This is a genomic window from Pseudomonas entomophila (genome assembly GCF_023277925.1).
In the GTDB taxonomy this organism is placed as follows: Bacteria; Pseudomonadota; Gammaproteobacteria; order Pseudomonadales; family Pseudomonadaceae; genus Aquipseudomonas; species Aquipseudomonas entomophila_D.
Window position 1 is genome coordinate 501342 of record NZ_CP063832.1, and the last position, 23382, is coordinate 524723.

General features: G+C 64.6%; 14 protein-coding genes. 8 read left to right on the top strand and 6 right to left on the bottom strand.

Features of this window, described 5'->3' with window-relative positions; translation table 11 throughout:
* Positions 1 to 14: 14 nt before the first annotated feature.
* Entirely contained in the window at positions 15 to 230 is a 216-nt protein-coding gene (rmf, locus tag IM733_RS02305) for a ribosome modulation factor (protein WP_003248687.1), read from the bottom strand.
* Positions 231 to 778: 548 nt separating this feature from the next.
* Between rmf and rlmKL the strand changes: the two genes are divergently transcribed.
* Together rlmKL and IM733_RS02315 are read left to right on the top strand one after the other, a co-directional pair.
* Positions 779 to 2971: a bifunctional 23S rRNA (guanine(2069)-N(7))-methyltransferase RlmK/23S rRNA (guanine(2445)-N(2))-methyltransferase RlmL gene (rlmKL, locus tag IM733_RS02310; protein WP_248919359.1), complete on the top strand. Its 2193-nt coding sequence runs from the start codon at positions 779 to 781 to the stop codon at positions 2969 to 2971.
* Between the two features lie 93 nt (positions 2972 to 3064).
* Positions 3065 to 5461, top strand: a complete 2397-nt coding sequence (locus IM733_RS02315) for a sensor domain-containing diguanylate cyclase (RefSeq protein ID WP_248919360.1) — start codon at positions 3065 to 3067, stop codon at positions 5459 to 5461.
* 189 nt (positions 5462 to 5650) lie between these two features.
* On the opposite strand, the gene IM733_RS02320 is transcribed toward IM733_RS02315, so the two are convergent.
* Complete coding sequence (locus IM733_RS02320) at positions 5651 to 7000, bottom strand: NCS2 family permease (RefSeq protein WP_432760388.1); 1350 nt, start codon at positions 6998 to 7000, stop codon at positions 5651 to 5653.
* A gap of 356 nt (positions 7001 to 7356) precedes the next feature.
* On the opposite strand from IM733_RS02320, the gene IM733_RS02325 reads away from it, so the two are divergent.
* Positions 7357 to 8115: a GntR family transcriptional regulator gene (locus IM733_RS02325; RefSeq protein WP_248919361.1), complete on the top strand. Its 759-nt coding sequence runs from the start codon at positions 7357 to 7359 to the stop codon at positions 8113 to 8115.
* 216 nt (positions 8116 to 8331) lie between these two features.
* Positions 8332 to 9030, top strand: a complete 699-nt coding sequence (gene aqpZ, locus IM733_RS02330) for an aquaporin Z (RefSeq protein WP_248919362.1) — start codon at positions 8332 to 8334, stop codon at positions 9028 to 9030.
* An 86-nt stretch (positions 9031 to 9116) separates the two neighbouring features.
* Here aqpZ and guaD read toward each other — a convergent pair whose 3' ends face one another.
* From guaD to xdhA, 4 genes are all read right to left on the bottom strand, one after another.
* Positions 9117 to 10421 carry a guanine deaminase gene (guaD, locus tag IM733_RS02335; RefSeq protein ID WP_248919363.1) on the bottom strand — a complete coding sequence of 435 codons (1305 nt, stop codon included), beginning with the start codon at positions 10419 to 10421 and terminating at the stop codon, positions 9117 to 9119.
* Positions 10422 to 10432: 11 nt separating this feature from the next.
* Entirely contained in the window at positions 10433 to 11278 is an 846-nt protein-coding gene (gene xdhC / locus IM733_RS02340) for a xanthine dehydrogenase accessory protein XdhC (protein WP_248919364.1), read from the bottom strand.
* Positions 11279 to 11397: 119 nt separating this feature from the next.
* On the bottom strand, positions 11398 to 13797 hold the full coding sequence (xdhB, locus tag IM733_RS02345) for a xanthine dehydrogenase molybdopterin binding subunit (protein WP_248919365.1): 2400 nt from the start codon (positions 13795 to 13797) through the stop codon (positions 11398 to 11400).
* The gene (xdhA, locus tag IM733_RS02350; RefSeq protein WP_248919366.1) at positions 13790 to 15244 is read right to left on the bottom strand and encodes a xanthine dehydrogenase small subunit; all 1455 of its coding nucleotides are present in this window, start codon (positions 15242 to 15244) and stop codon (positions 13790 to 13792) included. The genes xdhB and xdhA overlap by 8 nt, the downstream gene beginning before the upstream one ends.
* A gap of 271 nt (positions 15245 to 15515) precedes the next feature.
* Between xdhA and IM733_RS02355 the strand changes: the two genes are divergently transcribed.
* From IM733_RS02355 to ligA, 4 genes are all read left to right on the top strand, one after another.
* The gene (locus tag IM733_RS02355) at positions 15516 to 16175 is read left to right on the top strand and encodes a GntR family transcriptional regulator (RefSeq protein ID WP_248919367.1); all 660 of its coding nucleotides are present in this window, start codon (positions 15516 to 15518) and stop codon (positions 16173 to 16175) included.
* A 3-nt stretch (positions 16176 to 16178) separates the two neighbouring features.
* Positions 16179 to 19667: a chromosome segregation protein SMC gene (gene smc / locus IM733_RS02360; protein WP_248919368.1), complete on the top strand. Its 3489-nt coding sequence runs from the start codon at positions 16179 to 16181 to the stop codon at positions 19665 to 19667.
* A 204-nt stretch (positions 19668 to 19871) separates the two neighbouring features.
* Positions 19872 to 20753: a cell division protein ZipA gene (gene zipA, locus IM733_RS02365; protein WP_248919369.1), complete on the top strand. Its 882-nt coding sequence runs from the start codon at positions 19872 to 19874 to the stop codon at positions 20751 to 20753.
* 100 nt (positions 20754 to 20853) lie between these two features.
* Entirely contained in the window at positions 20854 to 23208 is a 2355-nt protein-coding gene (ligA, locus tag IM733_RS02370) for an NAD-dependent DNA ligase LigA (protein WP_248919370.1), read from the top strand.
* Positions 23209 to 23382 lie beyond the last annotated feature (174 nt).

Here is a 23382-nt window from a genome sequence, read left to right on the forward strand (position 1 = left end):
TTCAGTGTCCTCGTTCAGCCAACGGCGTGATTTTCGTTGAGTCTATGAATGCCAGCGGTACCGGTCATGCCGTCCCAATTGTCGCCGCGACCTTCGCGCCAGCCGTTGATCCAGGCCTGGCGAACGGATGGCAGGTTGAAGGGGCAAAGTTCGCGGGATTTGCCGGTGACCCCATACTGGTAGCCACGTGAATATGCTCTTTCCAACGGATCACGCTTAAGTCTTCTCATAGGGTGTTGCCCTCACTTGTTGACTGTAATGTCCCGTCGGCCTCTCCGAGGCCGGGCAGAATCGTTCTGCCGGTGTGCGCCCGCTGCCGGCGTGGCGGGCTGAAAGTGCCGTCCCGTTGCGAGACGACCTAAGGCCAGTTCTAACGAATGCAGGTCACAGTGTGAATGATCGATTTGTCATAAGGACGTAACCTTTTCGAGGGTGAGGGGATAAGTAAATAAATGCGACTGAACCTTGTTTGCCGTTGAGCCCGCTATGATCAGGGTTTAACCAACATTGACGTCAATTGGCCAGCGTTGCTGGATGATGATCGTCATACTTGCTGATGCGACGAAGGGTCGCCCTTGCACCCGCTGTCCAGGAAATTTTCATACTGCTTGACGATCAAAGCTGCTCTCGCTGATGGCGTGGTGGTGATGCGTCGGGCGGCCCGGTCTTGCAGGTTGTCTGCAAGGCCACCCGGGCGCCTGTTGGAAGGCGTGCGGGCAAACAGCGGCAGGTCGCGCGGCGGCCTGTCATCTACCTAGCCAAAGGCTCTGGAATAATCATGTCGGACCGTTTCGAACTCTACCTCACCTGCCCCAAGGGCCTCGAAGGCCTGCTCGCCGAAGAGGCGAACCACCTGGGCCTGACCGAAGTGCGTGAACACACTTCGGCCATCCGCGGCTCGGCCGACATGGAAACCGCCTATCGCCTGTGCCTCTGGTCGCGCCTGGCGAACCGTGTGTTGCTGGTGCTCAAGCGCTTTTCGATGAAGAACGCCGACGATCTGTACGATGGCGTGCATGCCGTCGACTGGGCCGAACATCTGGAAGCCGATGGCACCCTCGCGGTGGAATTCAGCGGCCATGGCTCGGGCATCGACAACACCCACTTCGGCGCCCTGAAAGTGAAGGACGCCATCGTCGACAAGCTGCGCAACCGCGAGGGCCTGCGTCCGTCGGTGGACAAGCTCGACCCCGACCTGCGCGTGCACCTGCGTCTGGACCGTGGCGAGGCGATCCTGTCCCTCGACCTGTCCGGCCACAGCCTGCACCAGCGTGGTTACCGCTTGCAGCAAGGCGCCGCGCCGCTGAAGGAAAACCTGGCGGCGGCAGTGCTGATCCGTGCCGGTTGGCCACGCATCGCCGCCGAAGGCGGCGCCCTGGCCGACCCGATGTGCGGCGTGGGCACCTTCCTGGTCGAGGCGGCGATGATCGCTGCCGACATCGCGCCCAACCTCAAGCGCGAGCGCTGGGGCTTCAGCGCCTGGCTCGGCCATGTGCCGGCACTGTGGCGCAAGCTGCACGACGAGGCCCAGGCCCGTGCCCAGGCTGGCCTGGCCAAGCCACCGTTGTGGATTCGCGGCTACGAGGCCGACCCACGCCTGATCCAGCCGGGGCGCAACAACGTCGAACGCGCAGGCCTGGGTGACTGGGTGAAGATCTACCAGGGCGAGGTGGCCAGTTTCGAGCCGCGCCCTGACCAGAACCAGAAAGGCCTGGTGATCAGCAACCCGCCCTACGGCGAGCGGCTGGGTGACGAAGCCAGCCTGCTGTACCTCTATCAGAACCTGGGCGAGCGCCTGCGCCAGGCCTGCATGGGCTGGGAGGCCGCGGTGTTCACCGGCGCGCCCGAACTGGGCAAGCGCATGGGCATCCGCAGCCACAAGCAGTATGCGTTCTGGAACGGCGCGTTGCCGTGCAAGCTGCTGCTGTTCAAGGTCCAGCCCGACCAGTTCGTCACCGGTGAACGTCGCCAGGCCGCAGTTGAAGAGGGCGAGACCCGTCGCCAGGCCCCGGTGGCCAGCGAACCGGCACGCCTGTCCGAGGGGGCGCAGATGTTCGCCAACCGCCTGCAGAAGAACTTCAAGCAGTTGGGCAAGTGGGCCCGTCGCGAGCAGGTCGATTGCTATCGCGTCTACGATGCCGACATGCCCGAGTATGCCCTGGCGGTGGATCTGTACCAGGACTGGGTGCACGTCCAGGAATACGCCGCGCCCCGTTCGGTCGATCCGGACAAGGCCCAGGTGCGTCTGCTCGATGCCCTGGCGGCAATCCCCCAGGCGCTGGGCGTCGACCCACAGCGCGTGGTACTCAAGCGCCGCGAACGTCAGAGCGGCACCCGCCAGTACGAGCGCCAGGCTACCGAAGGCCGCTTCCAGGAAGTGACCGAGGGCGGTGTCAAACTGCTGGTCAACCTCACCGACTACCTGGACACCGGCCTGTTCCTCGACCATCGCCCGATGCGCATGCGCATCCAGCGCGAGGCCGCCGGCAAACGCTTCCTCAACCTGTTCTGCTACACCGCCACAGCCACCGTGCACGCGGCCAAGGGGGGCGCGCGCAGCACCACCAGCGTCGACCTGTCCAAGACCTACCTGGACTGGGCCCGTCGCAACCTGTCGCTCAATGGTTTCTCCGAGCGCAACCGCCTGGAGCAGAGTGACGTGATGGCCTGGCTGCAGAATGCCCAGGACAGCTTCGACCTGATCTTCATCGACCCGCCGACCTTCTCCAACTCCAAGCGCATGGAAGGCGTGTTCGATGTGCAGCGTGACCACGTGGAACTGCTTGACCTGGCCATGGCGCGCCTGGCCCCAGGTGGGGTGCTGTATTTCTCCAACAATTTCCGCAAGTTCCAGCTCGATGAGCACCTGAGCGCGCGGTATGCCGTGGAAGAGATCAGCGCCCAGACCCTGGACCCGGACTTCGCCCGTAACAACCGTATCCACCGGGCCTGGCAACTACGCCTGCGCTGAGTCGCGGGACTGCTGGCATGGCTTCTTGCTATTAGCTATAAAGTAGTAGGGGTGGAGCCATTCGCAGGACGCTGACGTTGACGAGAGTTATCCATGTCGAACCCAGGCGTACCTGCGAAGCTGCCCGGCCGGCTCGGCGACGAGCTGTCCGCCTGGGGTGTGGCCCTGGCAGCACTGGTCGTCGGCTGCCTGCTCACGGCCGCGCTGGCCACCGCCACCCATGCCTTCTACAAGCAGCAGTTGCGCCAGCGTTTTGAACTGCTGGCCAGCGAGCGCCATAGCCGCATCGCCGAACGTTTCGATGAGCAGGAGCGACGCCTGGACGGGTTGCGCCGTTTCGTCGGTTACTCCCGTGAAATTACCCCCCGCGAATTCGATGGTTACGCCCGGCCACTGCTGCACCGCACCCAGGCCTACTCCTGGGCGCCACGGGTGGCGGCCAACCAGCGTGAAGCGTTCGAGCAGCATGCTGGCGACTTGCTTGCGCAACCCTATCGCATCCGTGACCGGGATGCCTTGGGGGGCTGGCAGGATGCTCCGCCCCGCGCGTTCTACTACCCCGTGCTGTATACCCAGGCCGCGAGCCAGCAGGATCAACCCTATGGCTTCGACCTACGCGGCCAGCCCCAACGTGAGGCCACCCTGGCCCGGGCCTCCCGCCCGGGAAGCATGGCGGTGTCCGAGCCGCTGGACATGCTGAACGTGGAGCCTGCCTACACCCGTGGCCTGCTGATGGTCGCGCCGGTGTTCACCGATGCGGCGCCGCAGGATGGCCCGCCCGGCGGCTATGTCATGGCCTTGCTGAGCCTGCACCAGTTGATCGCCGAAAGCCTGCCGACGGCCGTTGACGACAGTTTGGTGGTACGCATCCTCGACCTGTCGACCGAAGACAATCATGAGGTGCTGTTCGACTCGGGCAACAGGCCCGCGCAGATCGGGCTGGCCAGCAGCTTCCTGTTGCGCCTGGCCGATCATCAGTACCAGCTCGATATCCGACCGAGCCTGGGCTTCCTGGTTGCCAACCGTTCCTCTGCGGTCCTGGTGGTCAGCCTGTTGGGTGGCTTGCTCAGCGTGTTACTGGCGACGTTGCTGTTCAGTCTGTTCAGCCAGCGTCAACGTGCCCTTGGGTTGGTTGCCCGACGCACCGCCGAGTTGCGGGTCAGCGAGCAGTCACTCAGGGAAACCCACAACCAGCTGCGCAGTGTGCTGGATGCCGCGACCCAGGTCGCGATCATCGCCACCAGCCTGCGCGGGGTGATCGGCACCTTCAATGCCGGTGCCGAGCGCATGCTGGGTTATGCGGCCGATGAGGCGCTGGGGCACCTCACCCTCGAGGACCTGGTCCAGCCCGAGGAGCTGCACCGCCGCGCCCACGCCTTGAGCGTGCGCTATGGCCGCGAGGTCGGCGCGGGCCAGGCGATGTTCGCCGAAACCGTGCAGGAGGCGGGAGGCGAGCCGGTCGAATGGACACTGGTGCGCAAGGATGGCAGCCATTTGCTGGCCAACATGCTGGTGACTGCCGTGCTCGACGAACAGGGGCTGTGGGTCGGTTACCTGGCGATCTGTATCGATGTCACCGAGCGGCGGCGAGTGCATGAGGCACTGGCGGCCCGTGACCGGTTGCTGGAAAAGCTCAGTGCGGAGGTGCCGGGGGGGATCTATCAATATCGCCTGGATGCCGACGGCCACTCGTGTTTTCCCTACGCCAGCGCGGGGCTGCATGACATCTACGAGGTCGAGCTGGCCGAGTTGCGCCGGGACGCCAGCGCCGTGTTCGAGCGCATCCACCCCGACGATCTGGAGCAGGTGCGGCGCTCGGTACTGTATTCGGCCGAGCACCTGACACCCTGGCGCGAAGAATACCGGGTGTGTCTGCCGCGGGCAGGGTTGCGCTGGGTCCGGGGGGAGGCGACGCCGGAGATCGGTGACCATGGTTGTACGTTGTGGCATGGCTACCTGACGGATATTTCTGATCTCAAGCGGGTGGAGGAGGAACTGCGTGCACTGTCGATCACCGATTCTCTTACGGGGATCCACAATCGGCGGTACTTCCAGGAGCGCCTGCGCATCGAGCTGGACCGTGCCCAGCGGGATGGGCTGGGGTTGGCGGTGATCATGCTCGACATCGACCACTTCAAGCGCATCAACGATCAGTTCGGGCATGCGGTGGGGGATCGGGTGCTGCGCAATCTGTGCCAGCGGATCGGTCAGCGGTTGCGGCGTACCGATGTGTTCTGCCGGCTGGGTGGCGAGGAGTTCATGGTGCTGTGCCCGGGGAACAACGCCGAACAGGCGCGGTTGTTGGCGCTGGAGTTGTGGCAGGGAGTGCGAAGCGTGCCGATAGAGGGGGTGGGGCGGGTGACGGCGAGTTTTGGCGTGGCCGGGTGGCGGGCGGGGGAGGGAGCGGATGCATTGTTGTTGCGGGCGGATGCGGGCGTGTATGCGGCGAAGCAGGGGGGCAGGGATCGGGTGGAGGCAGAGTTGGGGTGAGATAGGTTCCGGCGGCCGGGCGCTGCCCGTGCGGCGCATCGCGGATGAATCCGCTCCTACAGGCCGGTGGGGTGGCAGCGCCGGCCAAAATGGCCATGTTGCAACCGGTATAGGAAGCGGATTCATCCGTGATGCGCCGCGCAGGCGGCGCGTCGATCTTAGAGGCGCTGCAGCAGTCCAGGCCTCATCTCAAAGAAACACGAACTTGGCAATGAAGATCACGCACAACACCCAGAGGCTCGCGGAAATCTCCTTGTACTTGCCAGTCCCCGCCTTCAACGCCACATAGCTGATGAACCCCAGGGCAATCCCGTCCGCCACGGAGAACGTCAACGGCATCATGATCACCGTGACGATCGCCGGAATGCTGTCGGTGGCCTCGTCCCAGTTGATGTGCGCCATGCTGCCCATCATCAGCATCGCCACATAGATCAGCGCGCCGGCCGTTGCATAAGCCGGGATCATCCCCGCCAGTGGTGCGAAGAACATCGCGGCGACGAACAGCAGGCCGACCACCACGGCGGTGAGCCCGGTGCGGCCACCGGCTGCCACGCCCGCGGCACTTTCCACGTAGCTGGTCACCGGGGGCACGCCCACCGCCGCGCCAAACACGCTGGAGGCACTGTCGGCCTTCAATGCCCGTGACAGGTTCTCGATACGCCCGTCAGGTGCCACCAGCCCGGCCCGCTGGGCAACGCCCATCAATGTGCCGGCGGTATCGAACATGTGCACGAACAGGAACGCCAGTACCACGCTGATCATGCTGACGTTGAACACCCCTGCGACGTCCATGGCCATCCAGGTCGGCGCCAGGCTCGGCGGCAGCGAGAACACCCCGCCATACTGCACCAGGCCCAAGCCCCAGCCGGCGAGGGTGACGCTGATGATGCTGATGAGGATGGCACCGAATACCCGGTGGTAGCTGAGCACGGCAATCATCAGGAAGCAGATCGCCGCCAACAGCGGGCCGGGCTCATGCAGCGAGCCGAGCTTGATCAAGGTGGCCGGGCTGTCGACTACGATACCGGCGGTCTTCAGGCCGATCAGCCCGAGGAACAGGCCCACGCCAGCGCCCATCGCGTGGCGCAGGCTCACTGGAATGCTGTTGAGCAGCCATTCGCGCACCCGCGACAACGTCAGGAACATGAACAGCACGCCCGAGATGAACACAGCCCCCAGCGCGGCCTGCCAGGTGTAGCCCATGGTCCCGACCACGGTGTAGGTGAAGAAGGCGTTGAGCCCCATGCCCGGTGCCAGGCCGACCGGCCAGTTGGCGTACAGGCCCATCAGCAGGCAGCCCAGCGCGGCGGCGATGCAGGTGGCGACGAAGGCCGCCCCGTGGTCGATGCCGGCGTCGGCCATGATGTTGGGGTTGACGAAGATGATGTAGGCCATGGTGATGAAGGTGGTCACCCCGGCGATCAGTTCGGTCCTGACGGTGGTGCCATGTCGCTTGAGTTTGAAAATCCGCTCCAGCCAGCTCGTTTCGAGCGGTGGGGCGAGATCCAGCGTAGGGGCTTCGGATTTGCGGCTTTCCACAGCGATTACTCCTCAAGTCGTTCTTGTTGTTCGAAGCCTGGTCCTGAGCCAATGCACTTGGGGGCTTCGCGAGGGAGGGTGTGGCAGACGTCCGACCATTTTGTTGACTTATGGGTCAGGAAGTTGCTCGCAGGATTATGCTTTTGTGTACAAAGAATGCAAATAATGTTTTATCTTTCGTGCGCACAAACGGCCGTACAACGGCTATATAGGGTGTAGGCCACCTGCAGAAACGGGTCAGCCTGTGTACAATGGCGCCATACCTTGGTCCTTCATCTTTTTCCCGGACTCGCCCCACCCGCTGACAGGTACTACAGTCACGGTCCGACAGGCAGATCCTTCGTGCTCGAGAGCCCATGAACGAACAGTTGCAACCTCTGAAAAAACCTGCGCGCCCTGGCAAGGCCGGCCGCAGTGGTACCCAGGACGACATCGTCTATGCGCACATCTTCGAGGCAATCCTCGAGCAACGCCTCGCGCCGGGCACCAAGTTGAGCGAGGAAGCGCTGGGCGAAATCTTCGGCGTCAGCCGCACCATCATCCGTCGCGCCTTGTCGCGCCTGGCCCATGAGAGCGTGGTGCTGCTGCGGCCCAATCGCGGCGCGGTGGTGGCCAGCCCGACGGTCGAGGAGGCGCGCCAGGTGTTCTTTTCCCGGCGGATGGTCGAGCGCGCCATCACCGAGCTGGCGGTACAGCACGCTACCGTCGAGCAGCTCAACGAACTGCGCCAGATGGTCCGCGAGGAGCGTGACAGCTTCTCCCGTGGCGACCGTGGCGCGGGTATTCGCCTCTCCGGCGAGTTCCACCTCAAGTTGGCCGAGGCCGCTGGCAACGCGCCGCTGGTCAGCTTCCAGCGCAGCTTGGTGTCACAGACCTCGCTGATCATCGCCCAGTACGAAAGCGGCAACCGCTCGCACTGCTCCTACGACGAGCATATGCAGTTGATCGACGCCATCGAGGCGCGTGACGCGCAGCAGGCGGTGAGCCTGATGATGCATCACATGGATCACATCGACAGCAAGCTCAACCTCGACGAGGAAAGCGCCTCGGACGACCTCCACGCGGTGTTCTCGCACCTGCTACAGAAAAAGCCCAAGGTTTCGGCCAAGGGTTGATCGTTTGCCTCGGTAGGCAAGCCATTGGGGCCGCTTCGCAGCCCATCGCCAGCACGCTGCCCCTGTATGGGCCGGCGTGCTGGCGATGGGCTGCGAAGCGGCCCTTGTCATGACTGGCCTTCGGCCAGATACCTGATAAATTTACTAGTTGCAGACCCCTGAAAAATGTAGTTGGGCTTGCGCAGCTGTTGCGTTCAACTACGTGAGGAAGGGTTCATGACTACATCCCTCGGTGTGCGCATGGGTGCCGAGCTGGTCGGCACTTTCTGGCTGGTGCTGGGTGGTTGCGGCAGCGCGGTGCTGGCCGCCAGCTCACCTGTCGGCATCGGTGTCCTTGGTGTCGCCTTCGCTTTTGGCCTGACTGTCCTGACCATGGCCTTCGCCATCGGCCATATCTCCGGTTGCCACCTCAACCCCGCCGTGTCGTTCGGGCTGGTGGTAGGCGGGCGTTTTCCCGCCAAGGAGCTGCTGCCCTACGTGATTGCCCAGGTGATCGGGGCGATCATCGCGGCGGCGGTGATCTACTTCATCGCCAGCGGCAAGGCGGGCTTCGAGCTGTCTAACGGGCTGGCGTCCAATGGCTACGCCGAGCATTCGCCAGGCGGTTATACGCTGGCGGCCGGTTTCGTCAGTGAAGTGGTGATGACGGCGATGTTCCTGGTGGTGATCATGGGCGCCACCGACGCGCGTGCGCCGGCAGGCTTCGCACCGATCGCCATCGGCCTGGCCCTGACTCTGATCCACCTGATCTCGATCCCGGTGACCAATACCTCAGTGAACCCCGCGCGCAGCACGGGGCCCGCTTTGTTCGTCGGAGGCTGGGCCTTGCAACAGCTGTGGCTGTTCTGGGTGGCGCCACTGATCGGGGCGGCGATCGGCGGCGGGCTGTACCGGGGGCTGGCTAAACAGCCTTAGTGCTTGAGGCGCTTTGCGGCCAATCGCGGGGCGAGCCCGCTCCCACGCCTCTACCTGCATGGGAGCAGGTCTGCCCACAGTTGCTGTCAGCGTTGGTGTACGCGGCGCCCGGCAGCATAGGTTTCACGAACGGTACGGTCGTCACCCAGGGTGGTGAGCACGAACAGGGTTTCTTCGATGCTGTTGGATTGCTGGATGCGGTAGTCCAGCAGCGGTGTGGCCTTGTAGTCGAGCACCACGAAGTCGGCATCGTTGCCCGGGCGCAGGCTGCCGATGCGGTCGTCCAGGCGCAGGGCGCGGGCGCCGCCGAGGGTGGCCAGGTACAGCGACTTGAACGGGTGCAGGCGCGCGCCTTGCAGCTGCATCACCTTGTAGGCCTCGTTCAGGGTGTTGAGCAGCGAGAAGCTGGTGCCGGCGCCTACGTCGGTGCCCAGGCCCACGTTGACCTTGAATCGCTCTGCCTGAGGCAGGTTGAACAGGCCGCTGCCCAGGAACAGGTTGGACGTCGGGCAGAAGGCGATGGCCGAGCCGGTTTCAGCCAGGCGCTTGCACTCGTCATCGCACAGGTGCACGCCGTGGGCGAACACCGAGCGCTCGCCAAGCAGTTCGAAGTGGTCGTAGACATCCAGGTAGCCGTTCTGCTCGGGGAACAGCGCCTTGACCCACTCGATCTCCTTGAGGTTCTCGGACAGGTGGGTGTGCATGTACACGCCCGGATGCTCCTTGAGCAGTTGGCCGGCCAGGGCCAGTTGCTCCGGGGTGCTGGTGGGGGCGAAGCGCGGCGTCACCGCATAGTGCAGGCGCCCCTTGCCGTGCCAGCGCTCGATCAGCGCCTTGCTCTGGGTGTAGCCGGATTCGGCCGTGTCGGTCAGGTAGTCGGGGGCGTTGCGGTCCATCATCACCTTGCCGGCGATCAGGCGCAGGTCCAGGCGCTCGGCTTCCTCGAACAGGGCGTTGACCGACTCGGGGTGCACGCTGCCGAACACCAGGGCAGTGGTGGTGCCGTTGCGCAGCAGCTCCTTCAGGAAGATCTTCGCCACCTTGTCGGCATGGGCCTTGTCGGCGAACTGCTTCTCGCACGGGAAGGTGTAGGTGTTCAGCCAATCCAGCAGTTGCTCGCCGTAGGAGCCGATCATGCCGGTCTGCGGGAAGTGGATGTGGGTATCGATGAAGCCTGGGGTGATCAGGGTGTCTGGGTAGTGCACCACCTCGATGTCGTCATCCAGGGTCGGCAGCAGGTCGCAGGCGTGGCCGAGGGCCTTGATGCGGCCGTTGTCGACCACCAGCAGGCCATCCTCGAAGTACTCCTGGGAGGCTTCCAGGCCAACCTCGGCCGGGTCGGCGATGCTGTGCAGGATGGCGGCGCGGTAGGCTTTGCGTGTTGCGGTCATGGGTACGCTCGTCAGTGGGTCTGGCTGCGCCGGGAGGGCGGCAGCAATTGGGCGATCGGGCCTGCGTTCACGGCAGCGTCGTGCTGGCCGAAGCAGGCGTTGTAGGTGGCAATGATTTCGGCGGCAATGGACACGGCGATCTCGATCGGCAGCTTGCCCTTCACTTCAGCCAGGCCCATCGGGCAGCGCATCCGCGCCAGCAGCGCGTCGTCGAAGCCGCGTTCGCGCAGGCGGTGTTCGAACTTGACCCGCTTGGTCTTCGAACCGATCAGGCCGAACCAGGTGAAATCATTGCGTTTGAGAATGGCGGCGGTCAGTTCCAGGTCGAGCTGGTGGTTGTGGGTCATGACGATGCAGTAGCTGCCGGCGGGCAAGTCCGCGACTTCGTCGACCGGATCCTCGCTGACCACTTTGCTTACCCCGTTGGGGATCTGCTCGGGGAACTCCTGCTCGCGCGAATCGATCCAGCGCACCCGGCAGGGCAACGCGGCGAGCAAGGGTACCAGAGCGCGGCCAACATGGCCCGCGCCGAACACCGCGATCTGCGCCTGCACGCCGGTCATCGGTTCGAACAGCAGCACGGTGGCGCCGCCGCAGCACTGGCCGAGGCTGGCGCCCAGGCTGAAGCGCTCCAGGTGCGGCGTGCTGCGGTGTTCCTCGAGCATCTGCCGGGCGATGTGCAGCGCCTTGAACTCCAGGTGGCCGCCGCCGATGGTGTCGTACAGGCTGCTGGCGCTGACCACCATCTTCGAGCCGGCGTTGCGTGGCGTGGAGCCGCGCTCCTCGATGATGGTCACCAGGACGCAGGGCTCGCCACGGGCCTGATGGTCGGCGAGGGCGTTGATCCATTGGTGCATGATTCAGATCCTCGTTTCTGGGTCGCCTGTCAGGGCCTCTTCGCCAGCAAGCTGGCTCCTACAGGTTTTTCGTAGGAACCGGCTTGCCGGCGAAAGGGCCCGAAAGCCCCCTCCAAACCTCAGTGAGTAACGCTTTCAAGTGCCTGCTCGGCAGGCTGCGTGGCGGTCACCGCCTTGCGCATCTGCTCGCAGCCCCACAGCACCCGCTCCGGTGTCGATGGCGCGTCGATGTCCGGTTGCACGCGGTAGTCGGCGATGCTCGCCACGGCGTCCTTGATCGCGCACCAGGCGGCGATCCCCAGCATGAACGGCGGCTCGCCCACGGCCTTGGAGTGGAACACCGTGTCCTCGGGGTTCTTGCGGTTCTCCACCAGCTTCACGCGCATGTCCACCGGCATGTCGGCGATGGCCGGGATCTTGTAGCTGGCCGGGCCGTTGGTCATCAGCTTGCCCTTGTTGTTCCACACCAGTTCTTCGGTGGTCAGCCAGCCCATGCCCTGGACGAAGCCGCCTTCCACCTGGCCGATGTCGATGGCTGGGTTCAGCGAGTCGCCGACGTCGTGCAGGATGTCGGCGCGCAGCATCTTGTATTCGCCGGTCAGGGTGTCGACGATCACTTCCACGCAGGCGGCGCCGAAGGCGAAGTAGTAGAACGGCCGGCCACGGGCCTGGGAGCGGTCGTAGAAGATCTTCGGCGTGCGGTAGAAACCGGTGGTCGACAGCGACACCTGGGCGAAGTACGCCTGCTGCACCAGTTGCTCGAAGCTGACGATCTGGTCGCGTACCCGCACATGGCCGTTGCGGAACTCGACGTCTTCCTCGGTCACGTTGTAGTGCCGCGCGGCGAATTCGGTCAGGCGCGTCTTCAGGATCTCGGCGGCGTTCTGCGCGGCCTTGCCGTTCAGGTCGGCGCCGCTGGAGGCAGCGGTCGGCGAGGTGTTGGGCACCTTGTCGGTGTTGGTGGCGGTGATCTGGATACGGTTGAAGTCGACCTGGAACACTTGCGCCACTACCTGCGCGACCTTGGTATTGAGGCCCTGGCCCATCTCGGTGCCGCCGTGGTTGAGGTGGATGCTGCCGTCGGTATAGATGTGGATCAGCGCGCCGGCCTGGTTGAGAAAGGTGGCGGTGAACGAGATGCCGAACTTCACAGGCGTCAGCGCCAGGCCCTTCTTCAGCACCGGGCTGTTGGCGTTGAAGCGGCGGATCGATTCGCGGCGCTCGTGGTAGTCGCTGCTGGCCTCGATCTCGGCGGTCATCTCTTCGAGCATGTTGTGCTCGACGGTTTGGTAGTAATGGGTGACGTTACGCTCGGTCTTGCCGTAGTAGTTGGCTTTGCGCACGGCCAGCGGGTCGAGCGCCAAGTGGCGGGCGATATGGTCCATCACCTGCTCGATGGCGACCATCCCCTGTGGGCCGCCAAAGCCACGGTAGGCGGTGTTGGAGGCGGTGTTGGTCTTGCAGCGGTGGCCGTGCACCGTGGCATCGCCCAGGTAATAGGCGTTGTCGGAGTGGAACATGGCGCGGTCGACGATCGAGCCGGACAGGTCGGGCGAGTAGCCGCAATTGCCGGCCAGGTCGAAGTTGATCCCGTGCAGGCGGCCGCTGTCATCGAAACCGACGTCGTACTCCACGTAGAACGGGTGGCGCTTGCCGGTCATCATCATGTCTTCGACGCGGGGCAGGCGCATCTTGGTTGGCTGGCCGGTCAGGCGCGCGATCACCGCGCACAGGCAGGCGGGGCTGGCGGCCTGGGTTTCCTTGCCACCGAAGCCGCCGCCCATGCGGCGCATGTCGACGACGATCTTGTGCATCGGCACGTCGAGCACTTCGGCGACCAGTTTCTGCACCTCGGTGGGGTTCTGCGTGGAGCAGTAGACGATCATGCCGCCATCTTCGCTGGGCATCACCGAACTGATCTGTGTCTCCAGGTAGAAGTGTTCCTGGCCACCAATGTGCAGGCTGCCCTGGATGCGGTGTGGCGCACTGGCCAGGGCCGCGGCCGAATCGCCGCGCTGGTGGGTGTGGCTGTCGAGCACAAAGTGCTTCTTGCGTAGCGCCTCGACCACGTCCAGCACCGGTTCCAGGTCTTCGTACTCGATGATCGCCGCCATCGCCGCGCGGCGGGCGGTGTCCAGGTCGCGGGCGGCCACGGCGAGCACCGGCTGGCCGAAGAACTCGACCTTGTCGATGGCCAGCAGCGGGTCGCCGGCGACCACCGGGCCGATGTCTTTCAGCCCTGGGATGTCCTCGTGGGTGATGGCGATGCGCACGCCCTCGAACTGGTAGCAGGGGGTGGTGTCGATGCGCAGGATGCGCGCATGGGCGCGGTCCGCGGTGCGCGCGTAGACGTGCAACTGGTTGGGGAATTCCAGGCGGTCATCGATGTACACCGCCTCGCCCGCCACATGCTTGTCGGCGCTGTCGTGCTTGAGGCTGCGGCCGACCCCAGTGGTCAGATCCTGGCTGAACAGTGCGGCCATCTCGGCCTGGCTCTTGACGGCGTGATGGTTAGACATAGGCGGTCACCCGGGTTTCGATGTGCGGCGATTGCAGTTCGATGAAGTACTTGCGCAGCAGGTTCTGCGCGGTCAGCAGGCGGTACTCGCGGCTGGCGCGGAAGTCGCTGAGCGGGGTGAAATCCTCGGCCAGGGCCTGGCAGGCGCGCTCGACGCTGGCCTGGTTCCAGGGTTTGCCGCGCAGGGCGGCTTCGCAGGCGCGGGCGCGCTTGGGGATCGCCGCCATGCCGCCGAAGGCGATGCGCACGCCGCTGACCACACCGTTCTCGATGCTCAGGTTGAAGGCTGCGCAGACTGCGGAGATATCATCGTCCAGGCGCTTGGACACTTTGTAGGCGCGGAACGTCCAGTCATTGCTGGCGCGCGGCACGATGATCTTCTCGATGAACTCGCTGTCCTGGCGCGCGGTGATGCGGTAGTCGATGAAATAGTCCTCCAGCGCCAGGGCGCGCTGGCGCTCGCCCTGGCGCAGGACGATCTGTGCATCCAGGGCGATCAGCAGGGGTGGTGAATCGCCGATCGGCGAGGCGTTGCCGATGTTGCCGCCCAAGGTGCCCTGGTTGCGGATCTGCAGCGAGGCGAAGCGGTGCAGCAGGTCGCCGAAGTCGGGGTATTCCTCGTTGAGCGCGGTGTAGCAGTCGGTCAGTGGTGTGGCGGCACCGATCTCCAGGTGCGTGGCGGTCTTGTCGATGCGCTTGAGCTCGGCGACGTGGCCGACGTAGATCATCACGGGCAAGGTGCGGTGGAACTGGGTGACCTCCAGCGCCAGGTCGGTGCCGCCGGCCAGCAGACGCGCCTCGGGGTGCGAGCTGTAGAGGTCGGCCAGGTCGGCCACGGTCAGCGGTACCAGGCAGCGTTTGTCGCCGCTGTTGAGCTCACCGGTGTGTTGCGGGGCAATCGCCTTGAGGCGGGCGATGGTCTGCGCCTGTTGCGCGTCGAACTGGTCGCGGCAGGGCCGGGCGCAGCTCTGCTCGGCGGCGGCGAGGATCGGCCGGTAGCCGGTGCAGCGGCACAGGTTGCCGGCCAGGGCTTCCTGGGCCTGATGCAGGTCGTGGCCTTCACTGTTCTTTTGCAGGGCGAACAGTGACATGACGAAACCGGGGGTACAGAAGCCGCACTGCGAGCCATGGCAATCGGCCATGGCTTTTTGCACGCTGTGCAGCTCGCCCTGGTGCTTGAGACCTTCGACGCTGATCAGTTGCTTGCCATGCAGGGAGGAGACGAACGTCAGGCACGAGTTGAGGCTGCGGTAGCGGATGCTGTCGCCGCCGTGCGGGTCCTGGACGAGTTCGCCCACGACCACGGTGCAGGCGCCGCAGTCGCCGCTGGCGCAGCCTTCCTTGGTGCCGGGCTTGCCCAGGTGCTCGCGCAGGTATTGCAGCACCGTCATGTTCGGGTCCAGGGCGTGTTCGCTGTGCAGCTCCTGGTTGACGAGAAACTGGATCACGGGGGAGGGCCTCGCAATGATTTTATTGTTGTTCGGGCGGACTCTAAGCAACGGCTGACCTTGTGGTCAATAAATTTCTGACCTTTGGGTCAAGAATTTGCTCGAGCAGTACCGAACGACCTCGATGAGCCTTTCCCCAAGCATAGTTCGCGCCGGTCACACCGGCTGACCGACAAGTCGCACAAAGCCCCATGTTCCGCTGCGCGCAGGCCGGGCAAGTGCGCTACAATCGCGCCCTTGTGCACAGCTATCCAGACTGCGAAGGAAAACCATGACGTTCAAGGCGCCGGACAGCCTCTCCGAGCAAATTGCCCACTACCTGGCCGAGCGGATCATCCGCGGCGAACTCGCGCCCGGGGAGCGCATTCAGGAGCTGAAGGTCACCCAGGCACTGAATGTCAGTCGTGGTTCGGTGCGCGAGGCGCTGCTCATCCTCGAGCGTCGCCACCTGGTGGCGATCCTGCCGCGCCGTGGCGCCCATGTGACCGAACTGGACGAAAACAGCGTGCGCAGCCTGTGCGAACTGATGGGCGAGTTCTACATCCTGCTGGGCAACGCCGTCGCCCAGCATTGGCGCACCGAAAGCGACCTGCGCCCGTTCCTCGATATTCAGCAGCGCCTGCAGCAGGCCCACGCCGGTCGGGACATCAAATCGTTCGTCGCCGACAGTTTTGCGGTGATGCGCGCCGCCTACCCATTCGCCAACAACCCCTATTTGCAGGAAACCGTCGAGAACCTGCAGCCGGCCATGAGCCGCGCCTACTATCTCGCCCTCGACCAGCGCCAGGCCAACATGGTCGACTACCTCGACCTGTTCGCCAGCCTGCTCGGTGCCGTGGTCGCCCGCGACCTGCCGCGCATCCGCGAGGTGCTCACCGCGTATTGCCAGCGCAGTTGCGAGCTGGTGCTGGCGGCGTTGGCGCGGACCTGACCGATGCGCCTGAAGTGCATTCGCCTGGCTGGGTTCAAGTCGTTCGTCGATCCGACCACGGTCAACTTCCCCAGCAACATGGCGGCCGTGGTCGGCCCCAACGGTTGCGGCAAATCCAACATCATCGACGCGGTGCGCTGGGTGATGGGCGAGAGTTCGGCGAAGAACCTGCGTGGCGAATCGATGACCGACGTCATCTTCAATGGCTCCACCAGCCGCAAGCCGGTCAGCCAGGCCAGCATCGAGCTGGTGTTCGACAACAGCGACAACACGCTGGTGGGCGAGTACGCCGCCTACGCCGAGATTTCCATTCGCCGCAAGGTCACCCGCGACGGGCAGAACACCTACTTCCTCAACGGCGCCAAATGCCGGCGCCGTGATATCACCGACATCTTCCTCGGCACCGGCCTGGGGCCGCGCAGCTATTCGATCATCGAGCAGGGCATGATCAGCAAGCTGATCGAGGCCAAGCCCGAAGAGCTGCGCAACTTCATCGAGGAGGCGGCAGGTATCTCCAAGTACAAGGAGCGCCGCCGCGAGACCGAGAACCGCATTCGCCGTACACAAGAGAACCTCGCGCGCCTGACCGACCTGCGCGAGGAGCTTGAGCGCCAGCTCGAGCGCCTGCACCGCCAGGCCCAGGCCGCCGAAAAATACCGCGAGTACAAGGCCCAGGAGCGTCAGCTCAAGGCGTGCCTGTCCGCCCTGCGCTGGCGTGACCTGGATGCGCGCGTGCGCCAGCGCGAGACGGTCATCGGCGACCAGGAGATCGCCTTCGAGGCGCTGGTGGCCGAGCAGCGCAACGCCGATGCCAGCATCGAGCGCCTGCGCGACGGCCACCATGAGCTGTCCGAACGGTTCAACCAGGTGCAGGGGCGCTTCTATTCGGTGGCCGGTGATATCGCCCGGATCGAGCAGAGTATCCAGCATGGGCAGCAACGCTTGCGCCAGTTGCAGGACGACTTGAAGGAAGCCGAACGCACCCGCCTGGAAACCGAGTCTCACCTGGGCCATGACCGCACGCTGCTGGCCACGCTCGGCGAAGAGCTGGCGATGCTCGAGCCGGAGCAGGAACTCACGCTGGCCGCGGCTGAAGAGGCCGCCGCGACGCTCGAGGAAGCCGAGCTGGGCATGCACGGCTGGCAGGAGCAGTGGGACAGTTTCAACACCCGCTCCGCCGAGCCGCGCCGCCAGGCGGAAGTGCAGCAGGCGCGCCTGGCGCAGCTCGAATCCAGCCTGGAGCGCCTGGCCGAGCGCCAGCGAAAGCTGGGCGAGGAACGCGACCAGTTGGGCGCCGACCCGCAGGATGTCGAGATGGCCGACCTCACCGAACAGGTGGCCAGCAGTGAGCTGCTGCTCGAAGACCTGCAGCTTCAAGAGCGCCAGGTGGTCGAGCAGCTCGACGCGGTTCGCGAGCAGTTGCAGCAGGCCAGCCAGGCCCAGCAACAGCAGCAGGGCGATCTGCAACGCCTGGGTGGTCGTCTGGCTTCGTTGGAAGCCTTGCAACAGGCCGCGCTGGAACCTGGCGCCGATGCCGCCGACTGGCTGCGCGGGCAAGGGCTGGCACAGCGCCCTCGGTTGGCGGAAGGCCTGCGGGTCGAGCCAGGCTGGGAGCTGGCGGTGGAAACGGTGCTGGGCGCCGACCTGCAGGCCGTGTTGCTCGACGATTTCGACAACCTCGACTTCGGCTCCCTGGAACAGGGTGAACTGCGCCTGCTGCTGGGCGGGGGCGATGGCGCGCGGATCCCGGGCAGCCTGCTCGACAAGGTCGAGGGGCGCACCGACCTGTCGCCCTGGCTCGGCCAGGTCAAACCGATGGAAAACCTTGAACAGGCGTTGGCCTTGCGGGCCTCGCTTGTCGATGGCCAGAGCCTGGTCAGCCGCGATGGCTATTGGGTTGGGCGCCATTTCCTGCGTATCAGCCGAGGGGGGGAGGCCCAGGACGGCGTGCTTGCCCGTGGCCAGGAAATCGAACGCCTTGGCCAGGAACAGCTGGAGCAGGAGGCGCTCCTCGAACAGCTGGACGAGCAGTTGCAGCGCCTGCGTGAGCAGCAACTCGACTATGAAGAACAGCGCGAGCAATTGCGCCGACGCAGTCAGGACGAAAGCCGCCAGCATGGCGAGCTCAAGGCCCGGCTGTCGGCCGGTCGTGCCCGTGCCGAACAGCTCGAGTTGCGTCTGCGCAGGTTGCAGGAAGAGCTGGCCGAGGTGCAGGAACAACGCGCCCTGGAGCATGAGCAGTTGGGGGAGGCGCGGCTGCTGTTGCAAGAATCCCTGGACCTGATGGCCCAGGACACCGAGCTGCGCGAGCAGTTGATGGCGCGTCGCGACACCCTGCGCGAGGGCCTCGACCGCGTTCGCCAGGAAGCTCGCCAGCACAAGGACCATGCCCACCAACTGGCCGTACGCATGGGTTCCCTGCGTGCCCAGCATGATTCCACTCGCCAGGCGCTGGAGCGCCTGGAGCAACAGGCCGCGCGCCTGAGCGAGCGCCAGGAGCAACTGAACCTGAACCTGGAGGAAGGGGAGGCGCCGCAGGAAGAGTTGCGCCTGAAGCTCGAGGAGCTGCTCGAGCGGCGCATGAACGTCGACGAGGAAATGCGCCAGGCCCGCCTGCACATGGACGAGGCCGACCGCGAGCTGCGCGATGCCGAGCGGCGCCGCACCCAGGCCGAACAGCAGGCCCAGCTGCTGCGCGGCCAATTGGAGCAGCAGCGCCTGGAGTCGCAAGGGCTGGACGTGCGCCGCAACACCTTGCAGGAACAACTGCTGAGCGACGGCTACGATCTTCAGGGCGTGCTCGCGACGCTTGACGCAGAGGCCAGCGAGCAGGGCACCGAACAGGAACTCGAGCAGGTCGAGGCGCGCATCCAACGCCTTGGGGCGATCAACCTGGCGGCCATCGAAGAGTACGAGCAACAGTCCGAACGCAAGCGTTATCTCGATGCCCAGGACGCCGACCTGGTCGAGGCGCTGGAGACCCTGGAAAACGTCATCCGCAAGATCGACAAGGAAACCCGCAACCGCTTCAAGGATACCTTTGATCAGATAAATGCCGGATTGCAGGCACTTTTCCCAAAAGTTTTCGGTGGCGGCAGCGCTTATCTGGAACTGACGGGCGAAGATCTACTCGATACAGGGGTGACGATCATGGCGCGCCCGCCGGGCAAGAAGAACAGCACCATCCATCTGCTGTCCGGTGGCGAGAAGGCGTTGACCGCCCTTGCGCTGGTGTTCGCCATCTTCAAGTTGAACCCGGCACCGTTCTGCATGCTCGACGAGGTCGACGCGCCGCTGGACGATGCCAACGTGGGGCGCTACGCGCGCCTGGTAAAGGAAATGAGCGAAAGCGTGCAGTTCATCTATATCACCCATAACAAGATCGCCATGGAAATGGCCGATCAATTGATGGGGGTGACCATGCACGAGCCGGGCTGTTCACGCCTGGTCGCCGTCGATGTGGAGGAGGCGATGGCCATGGTCGACGCCTGATGAGCGAAGATGGGGTGTGAACCTGTGGGCAAAACCCCCAGCAGGTGCGACAGACGGTGTAAAGTTGCCTTTGGTCGTGCTAGCTTAATGTCACTTGTTTTTTGCGTGGGTAAAACGCCTGTCAGAACATAGAGTTGGCGCCACGTGTTAAAGGCCTTTGAAGCCTTTGTTTTCAAGCATATTTTTATAGAGGCACGGGATTACATGGAAATCGGTCTGCGCGAGTGGCTGATCCTCATCGGCATCATTGTCATCGCCGGTATTCTTTTCGACGGCTGGCGGCGCATGCGCGGCGGCAAGGGCAAGCTGAAGTTCCGCCTGGATCGTAGCTATGCAAACGCGCCGGACGACGAGGGCGGCGCCGAGGTGCTCGGCCCTGCACGCGTGCTGGAAACACACAAAGAGCCCGAGCTGGACGAGTCCGACCTTCCCTCGGTCAGCGCACCTGCGCGTGAGCGTGAGCGCGAACCCAAGCCGGCCAAAGCCTCCAAGCGTGGCAAGCGCAACCAGGGCGAGCCGCAGCAGGGTGACCTGAACCTGGCCGCCGAAGCCCGTGAGCCGGACCTGTTCGCCGACGACAAGGACGACTTTGCCGCCGGCAACAGCCGCCATGGTGCTGCTGCAACCAGCACACCGGTCAAGGAGCTGCCACCGGCCGAGGAAGTGCTGGTGATCAGCGTCATCTCCCGTGACGAAGGGGGCTTCAAGGGCCCGGCGCTGCTGCAGAACATCCTGGAAAGCGGCCTGCGCTTCGGTGAAATGGACATCTTCCACCGCCACGAAAGCATGGCCGGCCACGGCGAAGTGCTGTTCTCCATGGCCAATGCGGTCAAGCCGGGCGTGTTCGACCTGGACGACATCGACCACTTCAGCACCCGTGCGGTGAGTTTCTTCCTGGGCTTGCCCGGCCCACGTCACCCGAAGCAGGCCTTCGACGTGATGGTCGCCGCCGCCCGCAAGCTCGCCCACGAGCTCGATGGCGAGCTCAAGGACGACCAGCGCAGCGTGCTGACTGCCCAGACCATCGAGCACTATCGCCAGCGTATCGTCGAGTTCGAGCGCCGCGCGCTCACGCAGAAACGCTGATGTAACCGAGCGGGTGGGCCTTGCCTCGGTCCATGCCGCGATGATTCAAGCAAAAGAGCAGCCTGGGGCTGCTCTTTTGCTTTGCAAGAGAAGACGAAGAATGAACGCCGAATCCCGAATCCATGCATTGCGCGCTGAACTCGACCAGCACAACTATCGCTACTACGTGCTCGACGAACCCAGCGTGCCCGACGCCGAGTATGATCGCCTGTTCAACGAGCTCAAGGCCCTGGAAGCCGAGCATCCGCACCTGGTGACCGCCGATTCGCCGACCCAGCGGGTCGGTGGCGCGGCGCTGGCGGCGTTCAGCCAGGTGCGCCACGAAGTGCCGATGCTCAGCCTGGGCAACGCCTTCGAGGAGGATGACCTGCGCGATTTCGACCGTCGCGTGGTCGAGGGCCTGGACCTGCCGGGCGGCGACCTGTTCGCCGCCCGGGCCGCCGTGGACTACAGCTGCGAACCCAAGCTCGATGGCCTGGCGGTCAGCCTGCTGTACCGCGATGGCCTGCTGGTCCAGGGCGCCACGCGGGGTGATGGCACCACCGGCGAGGACATCAGCGCCAACGTGCGCACCGTGCGCAACATCCCACTCAAGCTGCAGGGCGAGGGGTGGCCGGCGGTGCTGGAAGTGCGGGGTGAGGTGTACATGAGCAAGGCCGGTTTCGACCGGCTCAACGCGGCCCAGGCCGAAGCCGGTGGCAAGACCTTCGCCAACCCGCGCAATGCCGCGGCGGGCAGCCTGCGCCAACTGGACTCCAAGATCACTGCCAGCCGTCCGCTGGAGTTCTGCAGCTATGGCGTAGGCCAGGTATCCGAGCCGTTCGGTGATAGCCATATCGGCATCCTTGAAAAGCTCAAGACCTGGGGCCTGCCGATCAGCCGCGAGCTCAGGCACGCTGCCGGTATCGAAGAATGCCTGGCTTACTACCGTGATATCGGGGCGCGCCGTAACGACCTGCCCTATGAGATCGATGGCGTGGTGTTCAAGGTCAACAGCCTGGCGTCGCAGCGTGAGCTGGGTTTCCGCGCCCGCGAGCCACGTTGGGCGATCGCCCACAAGTTTCCGGCCATGGAAGAGCTCACCGAAGTGCTCGACGTCGAGTTCCAGGTCGGGCGCACCGGCGCGGTCACGCCCGTGGCGCGCTTGAAGCCGGTCAAGGTGGCCGGTGTGACGGTCTCCAACGCCACCCTGCACAACATGGACGAGGTTGCGCGCCTTGGCTTGCGCGTCGGTGATACGGTGATCATCCGCCGTGCCGGCGATGTGATCCCGCAGGTGATGCAGGTGGTGCTCGAGCGCCGCCCGGAGAACGCCCGGCCGGTGGCGGTGCCCACGGCATGCCCGGTGTGCGGCTCGCAGGTCGAGCGCACCCAGCTGGTCAAACGCAGCAAGGGCAAGGAAACCACCAGCGAGGGCGCGGTGTACCGTTGCGTCGGGCGCCTGAGCTGCGCCGCCCAGCTCAAGCAGGCGATCATCCACTATGTGTCGCGTCGCGCCATGGATATCGACGGGCTGGGCGAGAAGAGCGTCGAGCAACTGGTCGATGAAGGCCTGATCCGCTCGCCGGCCGACCTCTACACGCTCACGTTCGAGCAGGTGGTCGCGCTCGAAGGTTTCGCCGAGGTGTCCAGCCGCAAGCTGCTGGAGGCCATCGAGGCCAGCAAACGCCCGAGCCTGGCTCGCTTCATCTATGCCTTGGGCATCCCCGATGTGGGCGAGGAGACCGCCAAGGTGCTGGCGCGCTCGCTGGGCAGTCTGGCGCGGGTACAGGTGGCGCTGCCGCAGGTGCTCACCTACTTGCCGGACATCGGCCTGGAGGTCGCCTACGAGATCCACAACTTCTTCGAGGATGGGCACAACCGCGACGTCATCGCGCAGCTGCTGGCCAGAGGCATGCAGTTGCAGGAGGAGGGCGAACTGGGGGCCGAGTTCGCTGCCAGTACCACGCTCGCTGGCATGCTGGCCAAGCTCGACATTCCTTCGGTCGGCCCGACTGGCGCGGAAAAGCTGGTGGACAAGTTGGGCACCCTGGACAAGATTATCGCCGCCGATGGCATCGATCTGCGCCAGGCCTTGAACACCAAGCAGGCCGAAGGCGTGCGCGAGTTCTTCAAGGACGAGGCCAACCAGCGCCTGGCCCGTGCCATCGAGGCCCAATTGCTGGACTTCGGCATGCACTGGTCCTGCGAGAAGAAATCCGCGGAGGGCCTGCCCCTGGCCGGCCAGACCTGGGTGCTGACCGGAACTTTGGAACGCATGAGCCGTGACGTCGCCAAGGAGAAGCTGGAAAGCCTGGGCGCCAAGGTGGCCGGGTCGGTGTCCGGCAAGACCCACTGCGTGGTCGCCGGGCCGGGCGCCGGTTCCAAGCTGACCAAGGCCAATGAGCTGGGGGTCAAGGTGCTGGATGAAGAGCAGTTCGTGGCCTTCATGGCCGAGCAGGGCATCACCCTCTGACCCTAACCTGCTGACAAGCTGGAAGCACTGTAGGAGCGGCTTCAGCCGCGATCACCCGCGAAGCGGGTGCCAGGCTACGCGGCGTCTGTTTCGCGGCTGAAGCCGCTCCTACAAGGTTCGGGTCGACACCGCTATGGCGTCATGCCCACAAGTCCTTGAGAAATGATGGTTTTT